Below are 19,637 nucleotides of genomic sequence, written 5' to 3'. Positions count from 1 at the left end.
ATAGAAAACACCCCTTTTGAAATGTGTTTTATGTTTTATGAAAATCATCCTAAAAACTTTTAACTTTCTTCACAATTCTTTCAAAGTAATCACACTTAATCTCGCTATATTAAATAAGTAGTTATTCATATAGGGAAGGTTAGGGGAACTGAAAGTATGAAAGTAAATCGTTCGCTTCATTACATTTTTTGGCGTTGGCATTTTTATGCTGGGCTTTTTATTACGCCGCTTCTTATTACGTTGTCACTGAGCGGAATTGGGTATTTATTTCGGGAGGAAGTTGAAGATTTCATCTATAAAGATTTATATTTTGGGAAGAGTGCTCAAACAGAATCTATTTCGATGTCTGATTCTATTTCCTTAACAGAGAAAAAATATCCACATTATAGCGTGGCGAAAATTAGTGAGTTTAATGGGGATTATAATACGAGACTTACCATTGCAAATGAGTATACTGGGCAACAAAAATATGTGTATTTAGACAGCAATAATCAAATTGTTGGGGATCAAAATGCAAGTGAAACGTTTGCCAATATAATGAGGGAATTACATAGTTCTCTTTTAGTTGGTGGCACTGTCGTAAACTATACTGTAGAACTCGCGGCATGCTGGACAATCTTTTTAATCGTAACCGGATTGTACATGAGTATACGACAATTCAAAAACACACCATCATCCAATAAGCGAGAAAAAGCAAAAAGACGTCATTCTATTATCGGTATTATATTTACAATTCCTCTCTTTCTGCTAGTCGCATCTGGATTGCCATGGTCAGGATTTATGGGGAACCAAATTTATAAAATCGCATCGTCAAATGAATCACTCGGATATCCAAAATTGTACATGGCTCCGCCTGAATCAAAGGTAAAAGAATTGCCGTGGGCAACAAGAAAAGAAGCTCCGCCTGAATCAAATTCAAATGAACCGAAAGCAATTTCTGTCGATGAATTACAAAAAGGAATTGAAATAAAGAAGCCATATGTTATTTCACTACCAGCTGATCCGAAAGGTGTATTCACTGTTTCGAAATCGAGCGGTTCTGGTATTACAGGTATGCATGTTGCACCAAATGAAGAGATAACAGCTTACTTTGACCAATATAGCGGGGAGCTCATTTCAAAAACGGACTATCGTGATTATGGATTACTTGCACAATGGTTCACTTACGGTATCCCGCTTCATGAAGGACATTTATTCGGATGGCCAAATAAAATATTATGCTTACTAACGACATTATCTCTACTACTTCTCATTTATTACGGAATAAAAATGTGGTTAGCAAGAAAGCCGAAAGGAAAATTAGCCGCACCTCCAAAACAAAGAGATAAGAAAAGTATATTCGTTTTCTTTATCATGATGGTGATACTAGGCGCTGTCATGCCTTTATTTGGACTATCTGTTTTAGTTATTTTTGCAATTGAACTTCTTATATATGTATTTTTAAAAATACGATCATAATGAAAAGAAAACCACTCTACATGAGTGGTTTTCTTCATCACTGCGCTGTTTTCTTTCGGTACATCTTCCCGTTCCAATAGAAGAATCGTGAAGTGAGGCCTCCGTACTTTACAATGCGCCGTGCCATTTTGTGCATATTCTTTTGTGCTGATACTTTTTGATCTGATAAATAAATACCAAGTAACCCTCGGCTTATAAGGCGATGAAACTTCGCATGAGGCAAATCACCAATGCTCTTCTCCGCTTCTTCTACAAAGTGTTTCATCCGATCTAATATCGCTTGCTCGTTTTCATAATAACTACAGAAATTCAAATCTCCGCCTATACGGTCTTCTTCTTGATCAATGAAATAATCAAGTAAGATATGAAGTCCTTGTACGTAAGGGAAGTACCCTTGTCTAATTTTCGCAATATCTTCATCATGTAACTCATCATGAAATGCATATGCTACAAGACAGAAAATTCCAAGTGTAGAACCGGCACATGCTGAAAATTCAAACCAACTCATCTCAGGTAAGTTTTCTTTATGTGCTTCAAACCAATTTTTCAGGCGCGGCTCTCTTTCTTCTAATTTCACGTGTTTATGAATTTGCAAATCACAATAATAACAAGCAAGTTCATGAAGAACAGGAGCAATTTTGTCATAGTGCTTCGTTTTCTTTAAAACATCTTGGCATGTTTCAACAAGTTCATCTAAATAACCACCATCATCTTGATCATCACGATAACGATAATAATTACCGCCACCTTCTACTTCAGGTGATAATGCCATTAACATCGATTCATGCAGTGCGGCAAAATCATTTGGATCAAGTGATGTACTGCGATCACATAAATTATCTAAATAGTCGCTGATCGTTTGATACGCTACGATAAAACGAATACATTCTTCTCGGTGTTCATTTGCTAGCAGAGCTAAAATGCCACCGCCCTCACAATGAAACGTTTTATGCTCAATACTTGCGATTGCCTGACTATGAAGCTCATCATTCGGAATATGGTAGGCACGCTCTTTCCACATCGCTAGCTCATGGTGTACAACCGGAAACACATCACGGTATACTTTCGCCATGAGCGTTATGGGATTACTCGGTACGTTCACTTCTTCCTTCATCTCCTCTATTAAATGTACAAATAATGATTTATTTGTTTGTTTTTACTATATTATTGACATGCATTTCAGTAAATGACTGAATATAACTCAAAATTTCATCACGCTCATACTCATTTAATAACTCGTGATAACAATTCGGCCATTCTTTAAAAGCCTTATCACTTATTTTAACATTATCAAACCAAGTGCGGACACGTGTTTTATCTACAAGTTTATCCTCACAAGCTTGCATTAGCAAGAGCGGAACATCTGGAAAATCATCTATTTTTTTATGAGCAATTTCGATAGACTTAATCAATTCACTATACCAACGTACTGATACTTTGCGCAAGAACAAAGAATCATTCTCCATTGCATCTCTCACTTCGTGGTTACGTGTTGACATTTCCACCGTAAGATTCGTTGCAAATTGCAATTTTGGAGCCACAACATTTAATATTTTTGAAGCAAATTGAAGCGGAGCAGAGGGTCCAGTCACTACCCCTAAACAAGGCGAACTCAAAATAATACCCTCTACATCTTCTCTCTTCGTTTCTTGCATCATACGAATGACAATAAGACCACCCATACTATGACCGAATAGAAAAATAGGTAACCTATACTTTCTTGCTTCTTTCACCCATAATTTAACTTCCTCTATGTATTCATCAAATGAATCAATATGTCCTCTATTTCTTGAAGTCGTTCCATGTGACGGAAGATCCCCCATCACGACGTGATAGCCGATATGATTCCACATTTCCGCAACGGCTTCGTAACGTCCGTGATATTCCATTGCGCCGTGCACAATAACAATGACAGCCTTTGCTTCCTCCGCTTCATAATTCCACATACGGCTCTCCTCCATTTCACTCTTTCTCATAATTTGATACACTAAAACTAGTCTCTAGGAAAGGAAGACTTTACATGATATATCCTTACAAAGAAAAAAAACCGAAAATTGCGAGTAGTGCTTTTATCGCTGACTATGTTACGATTACAGGCGATGTTTACGTTGGCGAGGAATCAAGTATTTGGTTTAATACAGTCATCCGTGGTGATGTGTCACCAACGATCATTGGAGACCGAGTAAATGTACAAGACCAATGTACACTCCACCAAAGCCCTCAGTATCCTCTTATCTTAGAAGATGATGTTACAGTTGGGCATCAAGTTATTTTACATAGTTGTCATATTAAAAAAGATGCTTTAATTGGAATGGGATCCATTATATTAGATGGTGCTGAAATTGGCGAAGGAGCTTTTATCGGCGCTGGAAGCCTCGTTTCACAAGGAAAGAAAATTCCACCAAACACGTTAGCTTTCGGTCGTCCCGCGAAAGTCATTCGTGAATTAACAGCAGAAGACCGTAAAGATATGGAGCGTATTCGCACGCAATACGTTGAAAAAGGTCAATATTATAAATCATTACAGAAGTAAATTTCCGCTGCCATAAGATTGGCAGCTTTTTTTATATAAAATCTAACTTTTTCTTTACAAAACATTATTACTCCCTCAACAAAATCTTATTAAAATAAAAGCTAATATCTCCATATATATGTAAACGAGGGAGGAGAATTTTCATGAAGGTCAGTGGATTATATAAAATAGAATGTTACATTTTCAAAGGAATTAATCGCTACTTTGATCAAAAAACATTAAATATCTTTTTCAGCAATATTACTCATATCGGTGGCGCGACTTTCTCCATCGCACTCACACTTTTCTTTTTAATTTTTGCAAAAGGTACTTTACATCAAGCAGCAATTGCAACTGCTATTTCTTTAGCAATTAGCCATATTCCTGTACAAATATTAAAAAGATGGTATCCACGAAAACGTCCTTATTTAACAATTCAGGATGCAAAATATCCAGTCCATCCATTAAAAGACCACTCTTTCCCGTCTGGTCATACAACAGCCGTTTTCTCTGTCTTCATTCCATTTATTTGCTATAATCCAAGCTTACTTGCTTTCCTATTACCGTTAGCATTATGCGTTGGTATTTCACGTATTTATTTAGGACTTCACTATCCGTCAGATGTATTCGTCGGTATGTGCCTTGGCACTTGCTCTGGCATCATCTCTTTTTATCAATTCATCCCACTTTTCACATAAAGGAGTGATATGATGAGAGTCGCCATTTTTACCGATACTTTTACGCCACAAGTTAACGGGGTTGCGAAAACGTTAGAGCGATTAACACGATATTTTCAGAAAGAACAGATCGCCTATTCTGTTTTCGCCCCTCAGCATACAGCTGAAGATAATTTTGTAGCGAATGTGAATAAGATGAGAAGTATCCCGTTAACAATATTATATCCAGAATGTCGTTTTTCTTTTCCTACTCCGCGCATTAAACGGGAACTACTTTCCTTTAAACCTGACATTATTCACATTGCCACACCTTTCAACATGGGACTTTGTGGATTGTATTATGCAAAAAAGTTAAACATCCCAGTTGTCGGTTCTTATCATACTGATTTCGATGCCTATTTACGTTATTACAAAATCGAATTCCTCTCCAATATGCTGTGGAACTATTTAAAATGGTTTCATAGTCATATGCAAAAAAATTTTGTACCCTCTCCTGAAACATTACATCAATTAAAACATAAAGGCTTTCAGGCCCTCTCTATTTGGGGACGTGGTGTAGATTGCAATCTCTTTCATCCATCTTACAATACAGACCTATTCCGAAAAAAATATAATATTACAGCGAAGTACGTCCTTTCCTATGTTGGACGGATTGCTCCTGAGAAAGATATTGATACGTTGCAAAATCTTATCGTTAAATCAGCACATACTCGAAGCGACATTCATTGGCTTATAGCAGGAGACGGTCCTCTAGCAACAAGTTTACGTGAAGCTGTTCCGAAAACAAATATCACTTTTACTGGCTATTTACAAAGTGCAGATTTAGCTGAAGCATATGCTTGTTCTAACATAATGGTATTTCCATCAGCTACTGAAACATTCGGAAATGTCGTACTTGAATCACTCGCATGCGGTACACCTGTTATTGGTGCAAATAGTGGCGGGGTTAAAAATATTATTACAGATGGAAAAACGGGAGTTCTTTGTCCGCCTAAAAATGAAGATGCATTTCTATCATCCATTTATTTTTTATTACAAAATGAAGAAAAACTTGAGCAGATGGGAATAGCAGCTTCATCTTTTGCGAAATCAAAGAGCTGGGATGAGATCTTTCGTGGCTTGCTTAACCAATATGAAGAAGTCCTTCAGCATAACGCATCAGAGTTGCTTGCTTAAATAGAAAAACTCCCTTCAAAAAACGAAGGGAGTTTATTACATGGTCATAAATTTTAGTTTAATAAATGATACATAAGGTTAAGCATTGTTTTATTTCTATATTAATTATATCAAAAATAAACATAACTAAACAGACTTGTAATAAAAACCCATAAAAATTAATATATGGTTATACAGTGTTTTAACTGTATAATGATTTTAAGAATTCCCCTTAAAATCAACTCACTCACATACCTTTATACAGCAATTGTTCCCCAATTCTGTATATCAAAAAAACCTTTCATTCATTTGAAAGGTCTTTTTGAGCCTGCACATATTCTTCTTTCGTATTTACATTTATAAACCAATCCGCATTCGCTTGTACATCTTCTCCAGAAACATACTTCACATTACATTGTGATAAAAGCTGCCCCATACTTCTTTTTTCTTCCTGAAGTAAAGCATAAATCTTTTCTTTCACGCGGTTATGATACGCCGCAAGTAGCGGTTGTTTTCTTCCATTAATAATAGGTACAACCGCATCATATTCATTGTTCGTTTGCTCTAGTAAAATGGTAAACCATTCATGCGACACGTTTGGTGCATCGCAAGGCATAATAGCGTACCAATCTGCTTCTATGTATTCCATTCCTGATACAATGCCGGCCAGCGGTCCATTCCCTTTATAGTGCGGAATGTCTTCTATAACAGGTACTTGTACGAATTGCTCTACTCGCTCTTTTATATCAGTATGGCTAATTACTACAATGTCTTGCAAAGTATTTCCCATCACTTTCACAATATGCTCAACAAAAGTAGTTCCCTTCCAAATTGCTAACGCTTTCGGCTCACCGAATCTACTCGACATACCACCTGCTAATACAATTCCAGCATACTTACTCATTGGCGATGCAGCTCAAATGTAATATGACCTAATTCCGGTAAAATTAATTTATTCATCGCAAGGCGAACCGCTCCGCTAGACCCTGGCATCGAGAAGACTACTTTGCGCCCAATTGTACCACCAATCGCTCTACTTAACATTGCGCTGCTTCCGATATCTTCTAAATAACTAATCATACGGAACAGCTCACCAAATCCAACAATTTCTTTATCTAATAACGCTGATACTGCTTCAATTGTGACATCGCGTTTCGTAATACCAGTACCGCCATTTGTTAATACAACATCTACATCTTCCTTATGATAACCAGCTAACACTGCTTGCTGAATACTTTCTTTATCATCTTTTACAATTTCATAAGAAGTTACTTTATGTCCCGCTTCTTTTAACAATTCATGTAATAGTTGTCCGCTCTTATCTGTTTCTTCCGTACGTGTATCGGAAATCGTCACGATCTTGCAACGCACTTCTTTTGGAGCTTGTTTTTTATGTTCAGTTACACTCATTTTTTATCTTTCCTTTCTTAAAGACTTTTCTTCATTTTATCATACATACCTTTACACAATTATGTATGAAGCCAATCATGCGCCATGATACAATATAAGTATACTAACCCACAAAAAGGAAAGTGCCCTTTCTTATACTCCTAGACTACACTTCTTTAGCTACTCTTTATATTTTCTACATAATAGAATTCAATTTTAAAACTTGTACTAAAAAATAAATTGGAGGTCTACATAGTATGGAACTTTATAAAAAATTAACAACAACATTTATCCTCTTATTCATCGCTTCAATCACTGTCGGCTTTTCCTTAAAAGGCGCAATTCCATACGCTACATTAGTAAGCATTATATTCGCGACACTATTTTTACTAAGTAGTGCATTTTGCGCAGGTAAAGCACGTCAAATGAAAGGTTGATTACATATGTTCCAGAAGAAATCAATCCTTTGTAAATCATGTGAAAAGGAAATATAAGCATATGAAAAGGCATGGATTCATATGCCATTTCCAGCAAGTGGCATGACTAATATGAAAAAGTATATTGAGCTAGATGGAGAAGTATATTGCAAATCATGTATTCAAATTATAAGTAAAACGAAATAAAAAAAGCTTTGCGCTCACCGCGCAAAGCTTTTTTTCATATATTATAGACCAGCTTGCTCTTTTAAAGCTGCTGCTTTGTCTGTACGTTCCCATGATAGATCTACATCAGTACGTCCGAAGTGGCCGTAAGCTGCTGTTTGTTTGTAAATTGGGCGACGTAAGTCTAGCATTTTAATAATACCAGCTGGGCGAAGATCGAAGTTGTTACGAACTAGCTCTACTAGTACGTCTTCAGATACTTTACCAGTGCCGAATGTATCAACTGAAATTGATACTGGTTGTGCTACACCGATTGCGTATGCAAGTTGTACTTCTGCTTTTTCAGCAAGACCAGCTGCTACGATGTTTTTCGCAACATAACGAGCTGCATATGCTGCAGAACGGTCAACTTTCGTTGCATCTTTACCAGAGAATGCACCGCCACCGTGGCGAGCGTATCCACCGTAAGTATCAACGATGATTTTACGTCCTGTTAAACCAGCATCACCTTGTGGTCCACCAATTACGAAGCGGCCAGTTGGGTTAATGAAGAATTTCGTTTCTCCATCCATTAATTCTGCTGGTACTACAGCTTTAATTACGTGCTCTTTTAAGTCGCGATCGATTTCTTCCCATGTAACATCTGGGTGATGTTGTGTAGAAATTACGATAGTATCAACACGTACTGGTTTACCATTTTCATCATACTCAACTGTAACTTGCGTTTTTCCATCCGGACGTAAGTATGATAATGTATCATCTTTACGTACTTCAGTTAAACGGCGAGCTAATTTGTGAGCAAGCGAGATTGGAAGTGGCATTAACTCTTGTGTTTCATTACATGCGAAACCAAACATTAAACCTTGGTCTCCTGCACCAATTGCCTCAATCTCAGCGTCAGTCATTTGACCTTCGCGTGCTTCTAGCGCTTGGTCAACACCCATAGCGATGTCAGCAGATTGCTCATCGATAGATGTTAAAACTGCACAAGTTTCTGCATCGAATCCGTATTTTGCGCGTGTGTAACCAATGCCTTGAATTGTTTCACGAACGATTTTTGGAATATCTACGTAAGTAGAAGTCGTAATTTCCCCCGCTACCAATACTAAACCAGTTGTTACAGTTGTTTCACAAGCTACACGTGCATTTGCGTCTTTTGATAAGATCGCATCTAAAATTGAATCAGAAATTTGGTCACAAATTTTATCTGGATGTCCTTCAGTTACAGACTCAGATGTGAACAGATGACGTTTTTTTGTCATGTGGTAAACCTCCCTACAGTAATTGTATATATTGTACGGAACTCATCCTTAATTTGCCACAAACTGCGACATACATTTATTCTCCCACACAAGCATACAGAAAAACCTTTCCTACTTTACATAGAGGAAAGGTTTAATTTGCTACTTGCATACTGCTTTTTGCCCTTCGCTCTTATCGTTCGAGACCTGTAGCCTCGCACAGGTTTTAGCACCTATTCACCTGTATTTACCACTACAAGTGAGGTTGCTGGGCTTCATCGGGCCTGTCCCTCCGCCAGCTCGGGATAAGAGAGTATCCGTCCCAACCTATACTAAAGAAATGATATTCATTTGTCAATTAATATTCACATTTTCCTGAAAGTTTTTCTCAATACGCCTGAAATGAAATATTAATAGGGAAATAATGCATTCACACAAACAAAAAGAAATAAATAGTATACATTATTTATATAATTGTGTTATACTCTTGTTGGGGATTACGAGAAATATTTCATTAAATGAAAAGGATGGTATATAAATATGAGTACTGTGAATGTCCAAATTGGTTTACACGAATTATTGAACGGAAGCAATGCACAGATTCAACTAAGTGTTCCGCAATTAGTGGAAAAAGTATTAATGCGAAATGAAGGGAAATTAACTTCGACTGGTGCCGTTTCTGCTTCAACTGGAAAATATACAGGACGTTCTCCTAAAGATAAATTTATTGTGAAAGAAGCATCGGTTGCTGACAAAATTGCTTGGGGAGCTGTGAACCAACCGATTTCTGAAGAACATTTTAATAAATTATATACTAAAGTTTTAGAATACTTAAAAGAAAAAGAAGAGTTATTCGTCTTCAAAGGATTTGCAGGCGCTGACCGCAATTACCGCCTACCAATTCAAGTTATTAACGAATATGCATGGCACAATTTATTTGTACATCAATTATTCATTCGTCCAACTGAAGAAGAATTAACAACTCATGAATCAGAGTTCACAATTGTTTCTGCACCGAATTTCAAAGCTGATCCAGCTGTTGACGGTACAAACTCTGAAGCATTCATTATGGTTTCATTCGAAAAACGTATCGTACTAATTGGTGGTACAGAATACGCTGGAGAAATGAAAAAATCAATCTTCTCTATTATGAACTTCTTATTACCTGAACAAGATATTCTTTCTATGCATTGCTCTGCAAACGTAGGTGAAGAAGGCGACGTAGCACTATTCTTCGGTTTATCTGGAACAGGTAAAACAACATTATCTGCTGATCCAAACCGTAAACTAATCGGTGATGATGAGCACGGTTGGTCTGATAACGGTGTATTCAATATTGAAGGCGGTTGCTACGCGAAATGTGTAAACCTTTCTCACGAGAAAGAACCACAAATTTTCGATGCAATCACATTTGGATCTGTTTTAGAAAACGTTATCATTAATGACCAAACACGTATCGCCGACTACAACGATACTACTTTAACAGAAAATACTCGTGCTGCATACCCTATGCATGCGATCGACAATATCGTACTGCCAAGTGTTGCTGGACACCCAAATACAATTATTTTCTTAACTGCTGATGCATCTGGCGTATTGCCTCCAATCAGTAAGTTATCAAAAGAGCAAGCTATGTATCATTTCTTAAGTGGTTACACTAGTAAACTAGCAGGAACAGAGCGCGGCGTTACTTCTCCGCAAGCTACATTCTCAACTTGCTTCGGTTCACCATTCTTACCACTTGATGCATCTCGCTACGCTGAAATGCTTGGTGAAAAAATCGAGAAACACGATGCGAAAGTATTCTTAGTAAACACTGGCTGGACTGGTGGCGAATACGGCGTTGGTAAACGTATGAACTTAGGTTACACTCGTGCAATGATTCAAGCTGCATTAAACGGTGAACTTGCAAAAACTGAAACAGCTAAACATGATATCTTCGGTCTTGAAGTTCCACTTCACGTACCAGGTGTACCTGACGAAGTGTTAATGCCTGAACAAACTTGGGCTGATAAAGCTGCTTACAAAGCAAAAGCAATCGAACTTGCAAATGAATTCAAAGCTAACTTCAAAAAGTTCGACAGCGTATCTGAAGACATTATTAACTTAGGCGGTCCAATCGCTTAAATTAAAACTTTCTGTTGGAATAACCCTTTACTCATATGAATAAGTGTCGTGTAACCGTAAAGTTTCGCGTACTCACCGACAAAACCCAATGCGGCTTAACGGTTACACACACTTACATAAAAAAGAAGCTTACGTGAAAACGTAAGCTTCTTTCTATATCTTATATAAAGTGAAACGCTAATCTCTTCATCTGTGACCTAGATTATAAAATTACAGCTTCGAATATATACATTATATCCCTACTCACTACATCTCTCGGGTTTCACATCGTATGGGGCTAAAAAAGGCCCTGACCGCTTCTATTCGTGACTGGATCATCTATTCCATCTAAAAAGAAGTCTTTTATCTTTTTAGCTCTTTGTTAGTTCTTTCTCATCTTTCATGCTATAGTAACCTAAATTCACAACGATTAAGAAATACCCACCCATAATCCCTACTGCAAACGCCCACATAACCATGTGGTGCTCAATTTCGTACATAATAATAGCACCCAAAATGGCAGCTGCAAAACGGTTAAACATACCGAGTGTCGGTGCTTTCGTCTTCTTTACAATACTATCTCCAAGCTTCTCAATTCTTCTGCCTAAAAGCCAAACGCAATACATACTTACAATAAGCCCAATTCCAGCGCCTAAAAAGTGTGCTGAAAACGGCGTTAACATCCAACCTAGTAACAAAATACCTAGTATATAATACGATTGGATTTTAAATGATCTTAGTGACATACTAATCATGCTGTACCTCTCTTCATTCGTTCTTATCTATCCAACAAAAAATTTCTTTCAAATTCATATTCCTTACATTCATTTCATTCAAATTAAAAACAACATAAACAGTATGTTTATGTTGTTTAAATGTTTTTAGAAAATAATATTATACAAGATTTCAAACATCATATTCTCATATTTTGTGACGGTTTTTCAAACTTTTTTCGTCCATTTATGAAAAAAATGATATCAATCTATGAACATACGGATATGATGTAATAAGCACACAAATAAAGGGGGCGTCTAATGATTTATTTTTTAATGGCTCTCATTCACCTCATTATCCCTGCACTTATTGGACTTTCATTGTATTGGTACACGAAAAATCATAGCATTTTTTACGCTGTCCTCGGTGTTCTTCTTCCAGGTATTATTCTTATTACACTCTTCCGTATTCCATTTTTAAACTTAATTCCACTTATTACTGCTATCTTGTTTCTCATCTTCTTACCAAAAATAAAAAAATAGGAAAGCAGATCATAGGTGATCTGTTTTCCTATTTTGATATAGGTTCCCCTGCAATAGAATGAACTTTTACTTTCTCCGATTTCACAAACCATAGACCGACAAAAATGATAATTCCACCGATGATTTGTTGAAACGATACATATTCATTTGCCCAGACAGCTGCAAATAGAACCGCTACAAGCGGCGTTATATACATATATACCATCGTATGTGACGCCCCAATTTTTTGAACACCAACATACCACATTACTAGACCAAATACTGTTACAAAGAAAATAGAATATAGTAAAGCAAATAGTGTCATTCCGTGAGTAATGTGAAATGGCATGACAAACACATGTGGACCACTTAACAATAATAGCGGAATCGCACCCACTAATGCAGACCATGCAGTAACACGTAATGCTGAATATTTTTTAATTAATGGTCCTGCTAAAACAGGATAAAGCCCCCAGCATATTGATGTAATAAGTCCAATTCCATTGCCATAAAAAGAACTAGTAAGTGAATGTCCTGCTACTAAAACTAAGGCTGCACCAACAAAGGCAGTCATAGAACCGATTAACTTTCGAGAAGAAAACTTTTCTTGTTTCAAGAAAATCGCAAATGCAGTTGTAAAAATAGGTGAAATAGAAATGAGTAAAGAGGCATTTGTAGCGGATGTATATTTGACAGTTTCCATAAATAACGTTTGATACAGTACAATACCTACAACGCTAACGATAATTAATCTAGGTATATCCGTTCGCTCCATATAAACCGACTTTTCAATACAAAAGGTAAGGAGTAACAGAAGCGGTGCCGCCGCCATCATACGAAGTGCAGTAAACTCAATTGCTGTAAATTCTAAAAGTCCATACTTCGCAATTGTATAGTTAATCCCCCAAATAATAACAACACTTAAAATTAATAACTCAATTCCCCATCTTCTCATGCGTATCCCCTCCGCAAAGAAGATTATACAGAAAATTCAATCACATGTACATTTCATTATGTGAAAAAATCTTTTTATTATATGAAACGTTTTGGTAAATGAAATTATATCGTCGATTTTCTGAATATATCGGCGCAACTCCATTTATATCAGCGATTTTTTCAATATATCGACTTATCGACAATAATAGCGACTTATAAAATAAAAAAAGTGAGTCCAAAATACATTTTGGACTCACCTTTACTATACTCGAACGTGTAATTTCATATTTGGATTATAAAACTGGCTTGGGCTCTTCAACTGAAAAGTTCCTCCACCTTCATGCCAATCAACCGTTAACTTATCGTCCATAAATACAAGCTTTGTACGATCAGCGATAAAATTCATTGTGCTTGATTCAATATCCACATCGCGCTCATCTTTCTCTGCTACAGCTACTAAATCGATGATTCCGCTCATAACACAACCGCAACCTTCATTATCATAAAATAACTTTATATATTTCGCTTCACTTGGAATCGTATCCATAATCTTTTTATATGCTGCTTCTGTTACAGTAACGTACATATGTTAATCTTCATCCTCTCTTCTCTTATCATTCATATATTGTATCACCATTTTTCTTAAAAGTTATATACAGAAAATTAAGACTAATATACAATGTATGTGATAAAGTTTCAGCAATCGAGCTTTTATGAGTAGTTCATGCAGGAGAAAGGATGTTTACTATCTGTCTTCAAACTACAACGATATCCCATGTTATTAGGTGTATTTAGTAGTTTCTTCATTTCTAGCGGAATGCTATTACAGCATGTACTTCCCTATTCTCCTTCTATTAGCTGGATTCTAGGTTTTATTTGTTTCCTATCCGCTTCTTATTTTGCTACGAAGAATACAAACAACTCATAAAGCAAGAATCATCTTAAGGAGGATTATCAAACATGCCAGCCTTAAAAAAAATAGAGCAATCACTCGATCACTTATTCCAAATTGAAAAATACGGAAAAGATAGTGCCTTTAGTCGATTTATCCCAGCCGTATATGATCCTATCAAATTTCCTTGGCAACAATTTTTCGAAGCAAATTTTGTAGATTTATGTAACGGCCTTATGATGCACGGATCTGAAAATGTAAACAAAGTATTTTTAGCTGTATTCCCTACAGATGACGTTCTTGAAACATTCATTTCACAATCCACACCCGGTGATTTACTCTTTATGCACCATCCCCTTGTAATGGAGTGCGGTGATCCGCTTGGAAGATCAGGCCGCGGTTTCATACCAATTCCTGAAAAATATTTGCAAGGAATAAAAGAAAAACAACTTTCTATATATACATGTCACGTACCAATGGATTTTCATCAAACACATGGAACGAGTATTTCAATTGCAAAAGCATTAAACTCTACTGTAGTGGACGACTTTGCATATGGAGGTCCAGAGCAAGAACCAGTTGGCCTTATTTGTGAAATAGATGAAACATCAACAGAAGCACTCCAAAAACATTTAAAACAACTCTTCCAGATTCCTTACACAGACTTCGAAGGTAAACGACATGATTCCATCAAAAAAATCGCAATTATCGCTGGATGTGGCGATGTTGTATCTTTAATGAAGGAAGCAGAAGAAAAAGGTGCTGAAGCATATATTACAGGAGAAATCCATTGCCATATCGACAATGATTACGGCAGACATAAATACTCGCTCATTATGGATTATGTAAAAGAAACGAATATGTCTCTAATTGGTGTGTCACACTCTGCCTCTGAATATTTAGTGAAAGAGACATTGATGTATGATTGGTTTAAAGAGAATTTTGATGTGGATGTTATTTTGCTTCCGCAGGAGAAATGGTGGCTCTAACGCTATCATTTTTTAAATTTATATACACAATACAATCGACCACAGAAAAATAGAGAAATGCGAAAGCACCACCTGTACCAACGTAAATGCTTTCGTTGTGCCGGAAAACGAACCTACTGGTAGCACCGAGTTTACTGGTGCTACCAGTATTACAGCATGAATATATATTCTATTTTTCTAATCACTGACATATAGCAATTCATTTCATAAAAAAAAGACCCGAGATTCGGGTCAACAAATAGAAATATAAATGAACTACAACAAATAACAGACAAAGCCATTATATATTTTTCATAGTAAAACATCCATTATTTTCTTTTTACACTATCAATATATTATTTTTCGTTATCGCCCTCTTTGTTAGAACGTCTACCTAAGAAGAACACAAAAACATCACTTCCAAATAAGTGATGTTTTTTGTAGTTAATGCAGTGGTAACATAACTTCAACCGTCGTTCCAACCCCAACTTCACTTTCAAAACTCATTTTACCGTTGTGGTCTTTAATAATTTTTTCTGTAACTACTAAACCTAGACCAGTTCCTGTTTCTTTCGTTGTATAAAAGGCTTCATTTAACTTTGGAATTTTATCTTTCGGAATGCCGCATCCCTCATCTTTCACTTGAACGATGATTCCATCTTTTACAGTAACTTTAATCGTAATTGTTCCGCCAACTGACATTGCTTCAATTGCATTTTTGATTAAATTAAAAAAGACCTGTTTTAATCGTTTTTCATCACATGTAATTGATGGTAAGTCTTTACTGTAAATACCCTGTATGTGGACTCCTTGTTTTAAAGCAGGCTTTTCCATAACTCGAATAACATAAGAGATAATTTCTTGTATGTTATGAGTTTCTGATTCTAGTGATTTAGATTTCTCAAATCCACTAAGTTCTGTAGCAATTATATGAATCCGATCTACTTCTTGTTTCATAATATCACTATAAATTTTATCCTCTGGATGCTTGTCTGCTTGTTTATTCACAAGTTTTTTTAAGTTTGCTAAAGGTCTTCTAATCTTATAACCAATAACCGTTGCCATCTTTCCAACAGCTGCTAGTTTTTCTGTCTGTTTTATTTCTTTGTCCATCATCTCAAGCGTACGAACGTAAGACTGAACCCTTAAAAATATAATCCAACATATGATAGTAAATACGCTATATAATGCCATTGGGATTAAAACGAGAGAAGATTGAATAATGATTCCTGTAAGAGCATACTTTCCGATAAGTATCGCTGGAACTAACCAGAAATATCTTTTATTCACAAAGATTGGTGCAAACAAAATAAAAAATCCTTCTACTATATTTCCACCGTCAAATTCTGCATCGCTACCATAATAAATCATAATGTTATGGATACAATCTAATACATTATAGCCAATTAGAATAATATACTTTACCGCAAAAGCATTCTTCCATTTCATAAAGTATATTCCAATGCAAAACAATACCACCATCAAAAAGTAAAGCCATAAACCTAAACCATCTTCAAACTCTCCTACACCTTCTTGCTCTCCACCGATTAACGGTACGATAAATTCATAGGCAAGATCATATACGAAAAATATAATAAAAAATAAACTTAAAAATGCTTTCAGCGCCTTTATTTCTTCATTTTTAAATATATAGCCTTTATTCATATGGTAACTCCTAGCTTTTCTTCCACTTGGATTTCAGTATTTCCACACTTCCTTGGGAGAATGATGTCTATTCTCGTTCCAGTATCTTTTTCACTTGAAATATGCAACTCACCAAGGTGCTCGGCGACAATTCGATTCGCTACCGTCAGTCCCAGACCAATTTTATCTTGTTTCGTTGTATAAAAGGCCTCTGTAACACGGGGTAAGTTTTCTTGCTTAATACCATGACCATTATCGATCACACTGATCATTACATATTCTTTCCCTTTATTTTCTAATTGTAAATGTAATATGCCACCTTGTCCCATTGCCTCTAAAGCATTTTTTATCGTATATAAAAAGACTCCTCTTATTTTTCGTTCATCACATTCAACTTCTATTGTTTTTTCTTCCACATTAGAAATAAACTGAATGTTTAATTCATCTATTTTTTCACGAAGACTTGTTATTACTTGTAATACAATTTTTCCTACATCATGTTTCTTATAAATAGAAGGTTTGCATGTAGAAACTTCCATTAACTCACTTATCATATTATTCATATTTTCTATTTCAAAAATCATACGTTTATAAATAGGATCCTCTTCATGCTTCTCTCGTTGTAATTGCGTAAATCCTTTTAATGAAGCAAGTGGATTTTTAATTTCATGTCCAACCGTCGCTGCCATTTTTCCGATTACTGCTAATTTCTGTGATTCACTAGCAATCGCAATACTTTCCTTTACAGCTGAAAGATATTGTAAAAATCGGTTTAAAATGATATATGCAGCTATTAACATAAGTGTATACATAATAAGGAACATAAATGCTTTTACTTCCTCTAATACAAATAAATAAATTAAATATTTTCCTACAATAGAGGAAAGTAAAAACACATAGAATTTTTTATTTAAAAATATAGGTACAAAGAAAATGAGAATAATTTCTATTATATTTGTCGCATCAAACGCCGCCTTATTATAAAAAACATACGAAAATATATTAGCGAGTTCTATCCCTATGTATGCAAATATCCATGCATATTTAACAAGGTTTGCCTTCTCTTTTTTCATTAAATATATATTCACGCACAGTATTGCTACTCCGCAAATAACTTGCCATATTATATTGTATCCCTTATCCATTATTGATTTATCTTCTAATACGATTGCATAGAAAATTTGATATACAATAACAATGACATATAACACCCATAAAAGGATTTTTGCATTTCTTTCTTCTTCTTTATATGATAGAAAACTTTCTTTCACTTCAACACCCCTTCAAAATAATATCTCGAAGAATACCATTTATTATAATAAATGATTTTCATAGACAAACAAAGATAAATCGAACATTTGAGGAAAATCGTACCAAAAACGCAATATATTTAGACTATATACAGAGCATAAAATCTATGATCATTAATACGTATATTATGGGAGGTGTTTTTTATGGATGGCAAAAAAAATAAAAAGATCGAACAACTCCAATCTTTCATGCGTGAAAATGAAGGAAAGGAGATGACAACAAATACAGATATTAAAATTTCAAACGATGAAAACTCTTTAACTGCCAGTGATCGTTTCAGAACGATTAGGCATAGTGCAGGGAACGCCAAATGGACAGTGGGAAGTAAATGATACTTTCTTAACAGGCTCACCACTCCTTTATGATGGATTACTTCTTATCGGCGGAGAGATGGATGATCATTTTCTTAACAAAGCAAGTTCATTTGTCGTAGAATCATATAATCACTTTAAGCCGATTGGCTCCTTCCAAAACGGCTCTTCTATTATTCAATCTTTAAATATCGAAGGAAAGCCTGGTGTTCTAATAGAACAAGACCCTACGAGGCTAGCAAATGAATTTATTAAAGCTATGACAAAACAACGCTTTTGGGATAGAGCATATTCATAAAATAGGGGGAAATTTATGTTTGTTACTGTCGAGAAAGATGTGCATATTTTTGTGCAAGACGTTAATCCTGGTCCAGGTAGTAAGACTGTTTTCTTCGTTCACGGATGGCCTTTAAATCATCAAATGTATCAATATCAACTCAATGTTTTACCAGAGCATGGCTTTCGCTGTATCGCCATGGATATACGAGGGAATGGGCAATCTGATAAGCCATGGACTGGTTACACGTATGATCGATTAGCCGATGATATCGCAATTGTTCTGGAAGCACTTCAAGTAGAGAACGCTACATTAGTCGGTTTCTCAGTTGGTGGTGCTCTTTCTATTCGCTATATGTCTCGCTATAATGGGCGCCGCATTTCTAAGCTCGCATTAATTGACGCTGTCTCCCCCTCTTTCGTTAAAAATCAAGAGTCCCCTTACGGTGTACCGAAAGAACAAGCAGATGCTCTCATTAATCAAATGTATGCTAATTTACCAAAATTTTTAAATGATGTATCTTTATCCTTTTTTAATAGAAACTTAGGGGCTGCAACCCTTGAATGGTTTTCTTATCTCGGTATGCAGTCCGCTTCTTATGCCCTTATAAAAATTTTACAAGCAGCTGCAAATGAAGATGTAACGAAAGATTTAAATAAAATTAACGTCCCAACAAAAATCTTCCACGGCGTTCACGACCAACTAATTCCTTACAAAAGTGCCGAGCTTACGCAACAACGAATTAAAAATTCTCAGTTACATGCTCTTACAAATAGTGGTCATGGTTCACCAATCGATCAAGCGGATGAATTAAATAAAGAACTGATAAAATTTTTACATGCATAACAACTGCAATACAAGAACGAAAGTTAATACAATCGATTTTTCACAAAACATAAAATTCACATATTTCTCACAAATAC

General features: G+C 35.8%; 20 protein-coding genes, 2 pseudogenes and 1 riboswitch. Of the genes and pseudogenes, 12 read left to right on the top strand and 10 right to left on the bottom strand.

Features of this window, described 5'->3' with window-relative positions; all coding sequences use genetic code 11:
• Positions 1–156 precede the first annotated feature (156 nt).
• Positions 157–1,458, top strand: a complete 1,302-nt coding sequence (locus tag MR112_RS15750; protein WP_048538442.1) for a PepSY-associated TM helix domain-containing protein — start codon at positions 157–159, stop codon at positions 1,456–1,458.
• A gap of 37 nt (positions 1,459–1,495) precedes the next feature.
• On the opposite strand, the gene MR112_RS15745 is transcribed toward MR112_RS15750, so the two are convergent.
• On the bottom strand, positions 1,496–2,560 hold the full coding sequence (locus MR112_RS15745; protein WP_001102461.1) for a tetraprenyl-beta-curcumene synthase family protein: 1,065 nt from the start codon (positions 2,558–2,560) through the stop codon (positions 1,496–1,498).
• Positions 2,561–2,600: 40 nt separating this feature from the next.
• Positions 2,601–3,404, bottom strand: coding sequence for an alpha/beta hydrolase (locus MR112_RS15740; RefSeq protein ID WP_000267421.1), 804 nt, complete (start codon positions 3,402–3,404; stop codon positions 2,601–2,603).
• Between the two features lie 74 nt (positions 3,405–3,478).
• Between MR112_RS15740 and MR112_RS15735 the strand changes: the two genes are divergently transcribed.
• From MR112_RS15735 to MR112_RS15725, 3 genes are all read left to right on the top strand, one after another.
• Positions 3,479–3,991, top strand: coding sequence for a gamma carbonic anhydrase (locus tag MR112_RS15735; protein WP_000640188.1), 513 nt, complete (start codon positions 3,479–3,481; stop codon positions 3,989–3,991).
• 143 nt (positions 3,992–4,134) lie between these two features.
• Positions 4,135–4,668 carry a phosphatase PAP2 family protein gene (locus tag MR112_RS15730; protein ID WP_000868582.1) on the top strand — a complete coding sequence of 178 codons (534 nt, stop codon included), beginning with the start codon at positions 4,135–4,137 and terminating at the stop codon, positions 4,666–4,668.
• A 12-nt stretch (positions 4,669–4,680) separates the two neighbouring features.
• On the top strand, positions 4,681–5,823 hold the full coding sequence (locus tag MR112_RS15725) for a glycosyltransferase family 4 protein (protein WP_001261646.1): 1,143 nt from the start codon (positions 4,681–4,683) through the stop codon (positions 5,821–5,823).
• Between the two features lie 280 nt (positions 5,824–6,103).
• Here MR112_RS15725 and MR112_RS15720 read toward each other — a convergent pair whose 3' ends face one another.
• Together MR112_RS15720 and MR112_RS15715 are read right to left on the bottom strand one after the other, a co-directional pair.
• On the bottom strand, positions 6,104–6,706 hold the full coding sequence (locus tag MR112_RS15720) for a molybdenum cofactor guanylyltransferase (protein WP_000049596.1): 603 nt from the start codon (positions 6,704–6,706) through the stop codon (positions 6,104–6,106).
• Positions 6,703–7,212, bottom strand: a complete 510-nt coding sequence (locus MR112_RS15715) for a MogA/MoaB family molybdenum cofactor biosynthesis protein (RefSeq protein ID WP_000117124.1) — start codon at positions 7,210–7,212, stop codon at positions 6,703–6,705. The genes MR112_RS15720 and MR112_RS15715 overlap by 4 nt, the downstream gene beginning before the upstream one ends.
• A gap of 236 nt (positions 7,213–7,448) precedes the next feature.
• On the opposite strand from MR112_RS15715, the gene MR112_RS15710 reads away from it, so the two are divergent.
• Positions 7,449–7,628: a hypothetical protein gene (locus tag MR112_RS15710; RefSeq protein WP_000424797.1), complete on the top strand. Its 180-nt coding sequence runs from the start codon at positions 7,449–7,451 to the stop codon at positions 7,626–7,628.
• A gap of 6 nt (positions 7,629–7,634) precedes the next feature.
• Positions 7,635–7,814 (top strand): annotated as a pseudogene (locus MR112_RS15705) (hypothetical protein).
• Positions 7,815–7,855: 41 nt separating this feature from the next.
• Here MR112_RS15705 and metK read toward each other — a convergent pair.
• Entirely contained in the window at positions 7,856–9,055 is a 1,200-nt protein-coding gene (metK, locus tag MR112_RS15700; protein ID WP_000163123.1) for a methionine adenosyltransferase, read from the bottom strand.
• Positions 9,056–9,224: 169 nt separating this feature from the next.
• Positions 9,225–9,346: riboswitch (SAM riboswitch) on the bottom strand.
• Between the two features lie 228 nt (positions 9,347–9,574).
• Here metK and pckA point away from each other — a divergent pair.
• On the top strand, positions 9,575–11,161 hold the full coding sequence (gene pckA / locus MR112_RS15695; RefSeq protein ID WP_000108802.1) for a phosphoenolpyruvate carboxykinase (ATP): 1,587 nt from the start codon (positions 9,575–9,577) through the stop codon (positions 11,159–11,161).
• 350 nt (positions 11,162–11,511) lie between these two features.
• Here pckA and MR112_RS15690 read toward each other — a convergent pair whose 3' ends face one another.
• Complete coding sequence (locus MR112_RS15690; RefSeq protein ID WP_000624926.1) at positions 11,512–11,895, bottom strand: ATP synthase subunit I; 384 nt, start codon at positions 11,893–11,895, stop codon at positions 11,512–11,514.
• 279 nt (positions 11,896–12,174) lie between these two features.
• Between MR112_RS15690 and MR112_RS15685 the strand changes: the two genes are divergently transcribed.
• Positions 12,175–12,396, top strand: a complete 222-nt coding sequence (locus tag MR112_RS15685) for a hypothetical protein (protein ID WP_000639042.1) — start codon at positions 12,175–12,177, stop codon at positions 12,394–12,396.
• A 28-nt stretch (positions 12,397–12,424) separates the two neighbouring features.
• Here MR112_RS15685 and MR112_RS15680 read toward each other — a convergent pair whose 3' ends face one another.
• Complete coding sequence (locus MR112_RS15680) at positions 12,425–13,330, bottom strand: DMT family transporter (protein ID WP_001255411.1); 906 nt, start codon at positions 13,328–13,330, stop codon at positions 12,425–12,427.
• 243 nt (positions 13,331–13,573) lie between these two features.
• Entirely contained in the window at positions 13,574–13,897 is a 324-nt protein-coding gene (locus MR112_RS15675; protein ID WP_000289570.1) for an iron-sulfur cluster biosynthesis family protein, read from the bottom strand.
• A 374-nt stretch (positions 13,898–14,271) separates the two neighbouring features.
• Between MR112_RS15675 and MR112_RS15670 the strand changes: the two genes are divergently transcribed.
• Positions 14,272–15,192, top strand: coding sequence for a Nif3-like dinuclear metal center hexameric protein (locus MR112_RS15670; RefSeq protein ID WP_071740516.1), 921 nt, complete (start codon positions 14,272–14,274; stop codon positions 15,190–15,192).
• 423 nt (positions 15,193–15,615) lie between these two features.
• Here the strand turns inward: MR112_RS15670 and MR112_RS15665 are convergent, their stop codons facing one another.
• Complete coding sequence (locus tag MR112_RS15665) at positions 15,616–16,836, bottom strand: ATP-binding protein (protein WP_078186553.1); 1,221 nt, start codon at positions 16,834–16,836, stop codon at positions 15,616–15,618.
• Positions 16,833–18,086: an ATP-binding protein gene (locus MR112_RS15660; RefSeq protein ID WP_078186552.1), complete on the bottom strand. Its 1,254-nt coding sequence runs from the start codon at positions 18,084–18,086 to the stop codon at positions 16,833–16,835. The genes MR112_RS15665 and MR112_RS15660 overlap by 4 nt, the downstream gene beginning before the upstream one ends.
• 183 nt (positions 18,087–18,269) lie before the next feature.
• Here MR112_RS15660 and MR112_RS15655 point away from each other — a divergent pair, with 183 nt between their 5' ends.
• The 3 genes and pseudogenes from MR112_RS15655 to MR112_RS15645 all read left to right on the top strand — a co-directional run bounded on the left by MR112_RS15655 (position 18,270) and on the right by MR112_RS15645 (position 19,560).
• On the top strand, positions 18,270–18,458 hold the full coding sequence (locus tag MR112_RS15655; protein ID WP_078186551.1) for a catalase: 189 nt from the start codon (positions 18,270–18,272) through the stop codon (positions 18,456–18,458).
• Positions 18,391–18,735: pseudogene (locus MR112_RS15650) on the top strand (catalase); the annotation flags it as partial. The gene MR112_RS15655 and the pseudogene MR112_RS15650, both read left to right, overlap by 68 nt.
• A gap of 15 nt (positions 18,736–18,750) precedes the next feature.
• Positions 18,751–19,560, top strand: coding sequence for an alpha/beta fold hydrolase (locus MR112_RS15645; RefSeq protein WP_000498278.1), 810 nt, complete (start codon positions 18,751–18,753; stop codon positions 19,558–19,560).
• The last annotated feature ends 77 nt before the right edge of the window (positions 19,561–19,637 follow it).

The sequence above is a fragment of the Bacillus cereus group sp. BfR-BA-01330 genome (genome assembly GCF_022663885.1).
In the GTDB taxonomy this organism is placed as follows: Bacteria; Bacillota; Bacilli; order Bacillales; family Bacillaceae_G; genus Bacillus_A; species Bacillus_A cereus.
The sequence above is the reverse complement of the archived record's forward strand: the minus strand, read 5'-3'. Positions and strand labels throughout refer to the sequence as shown.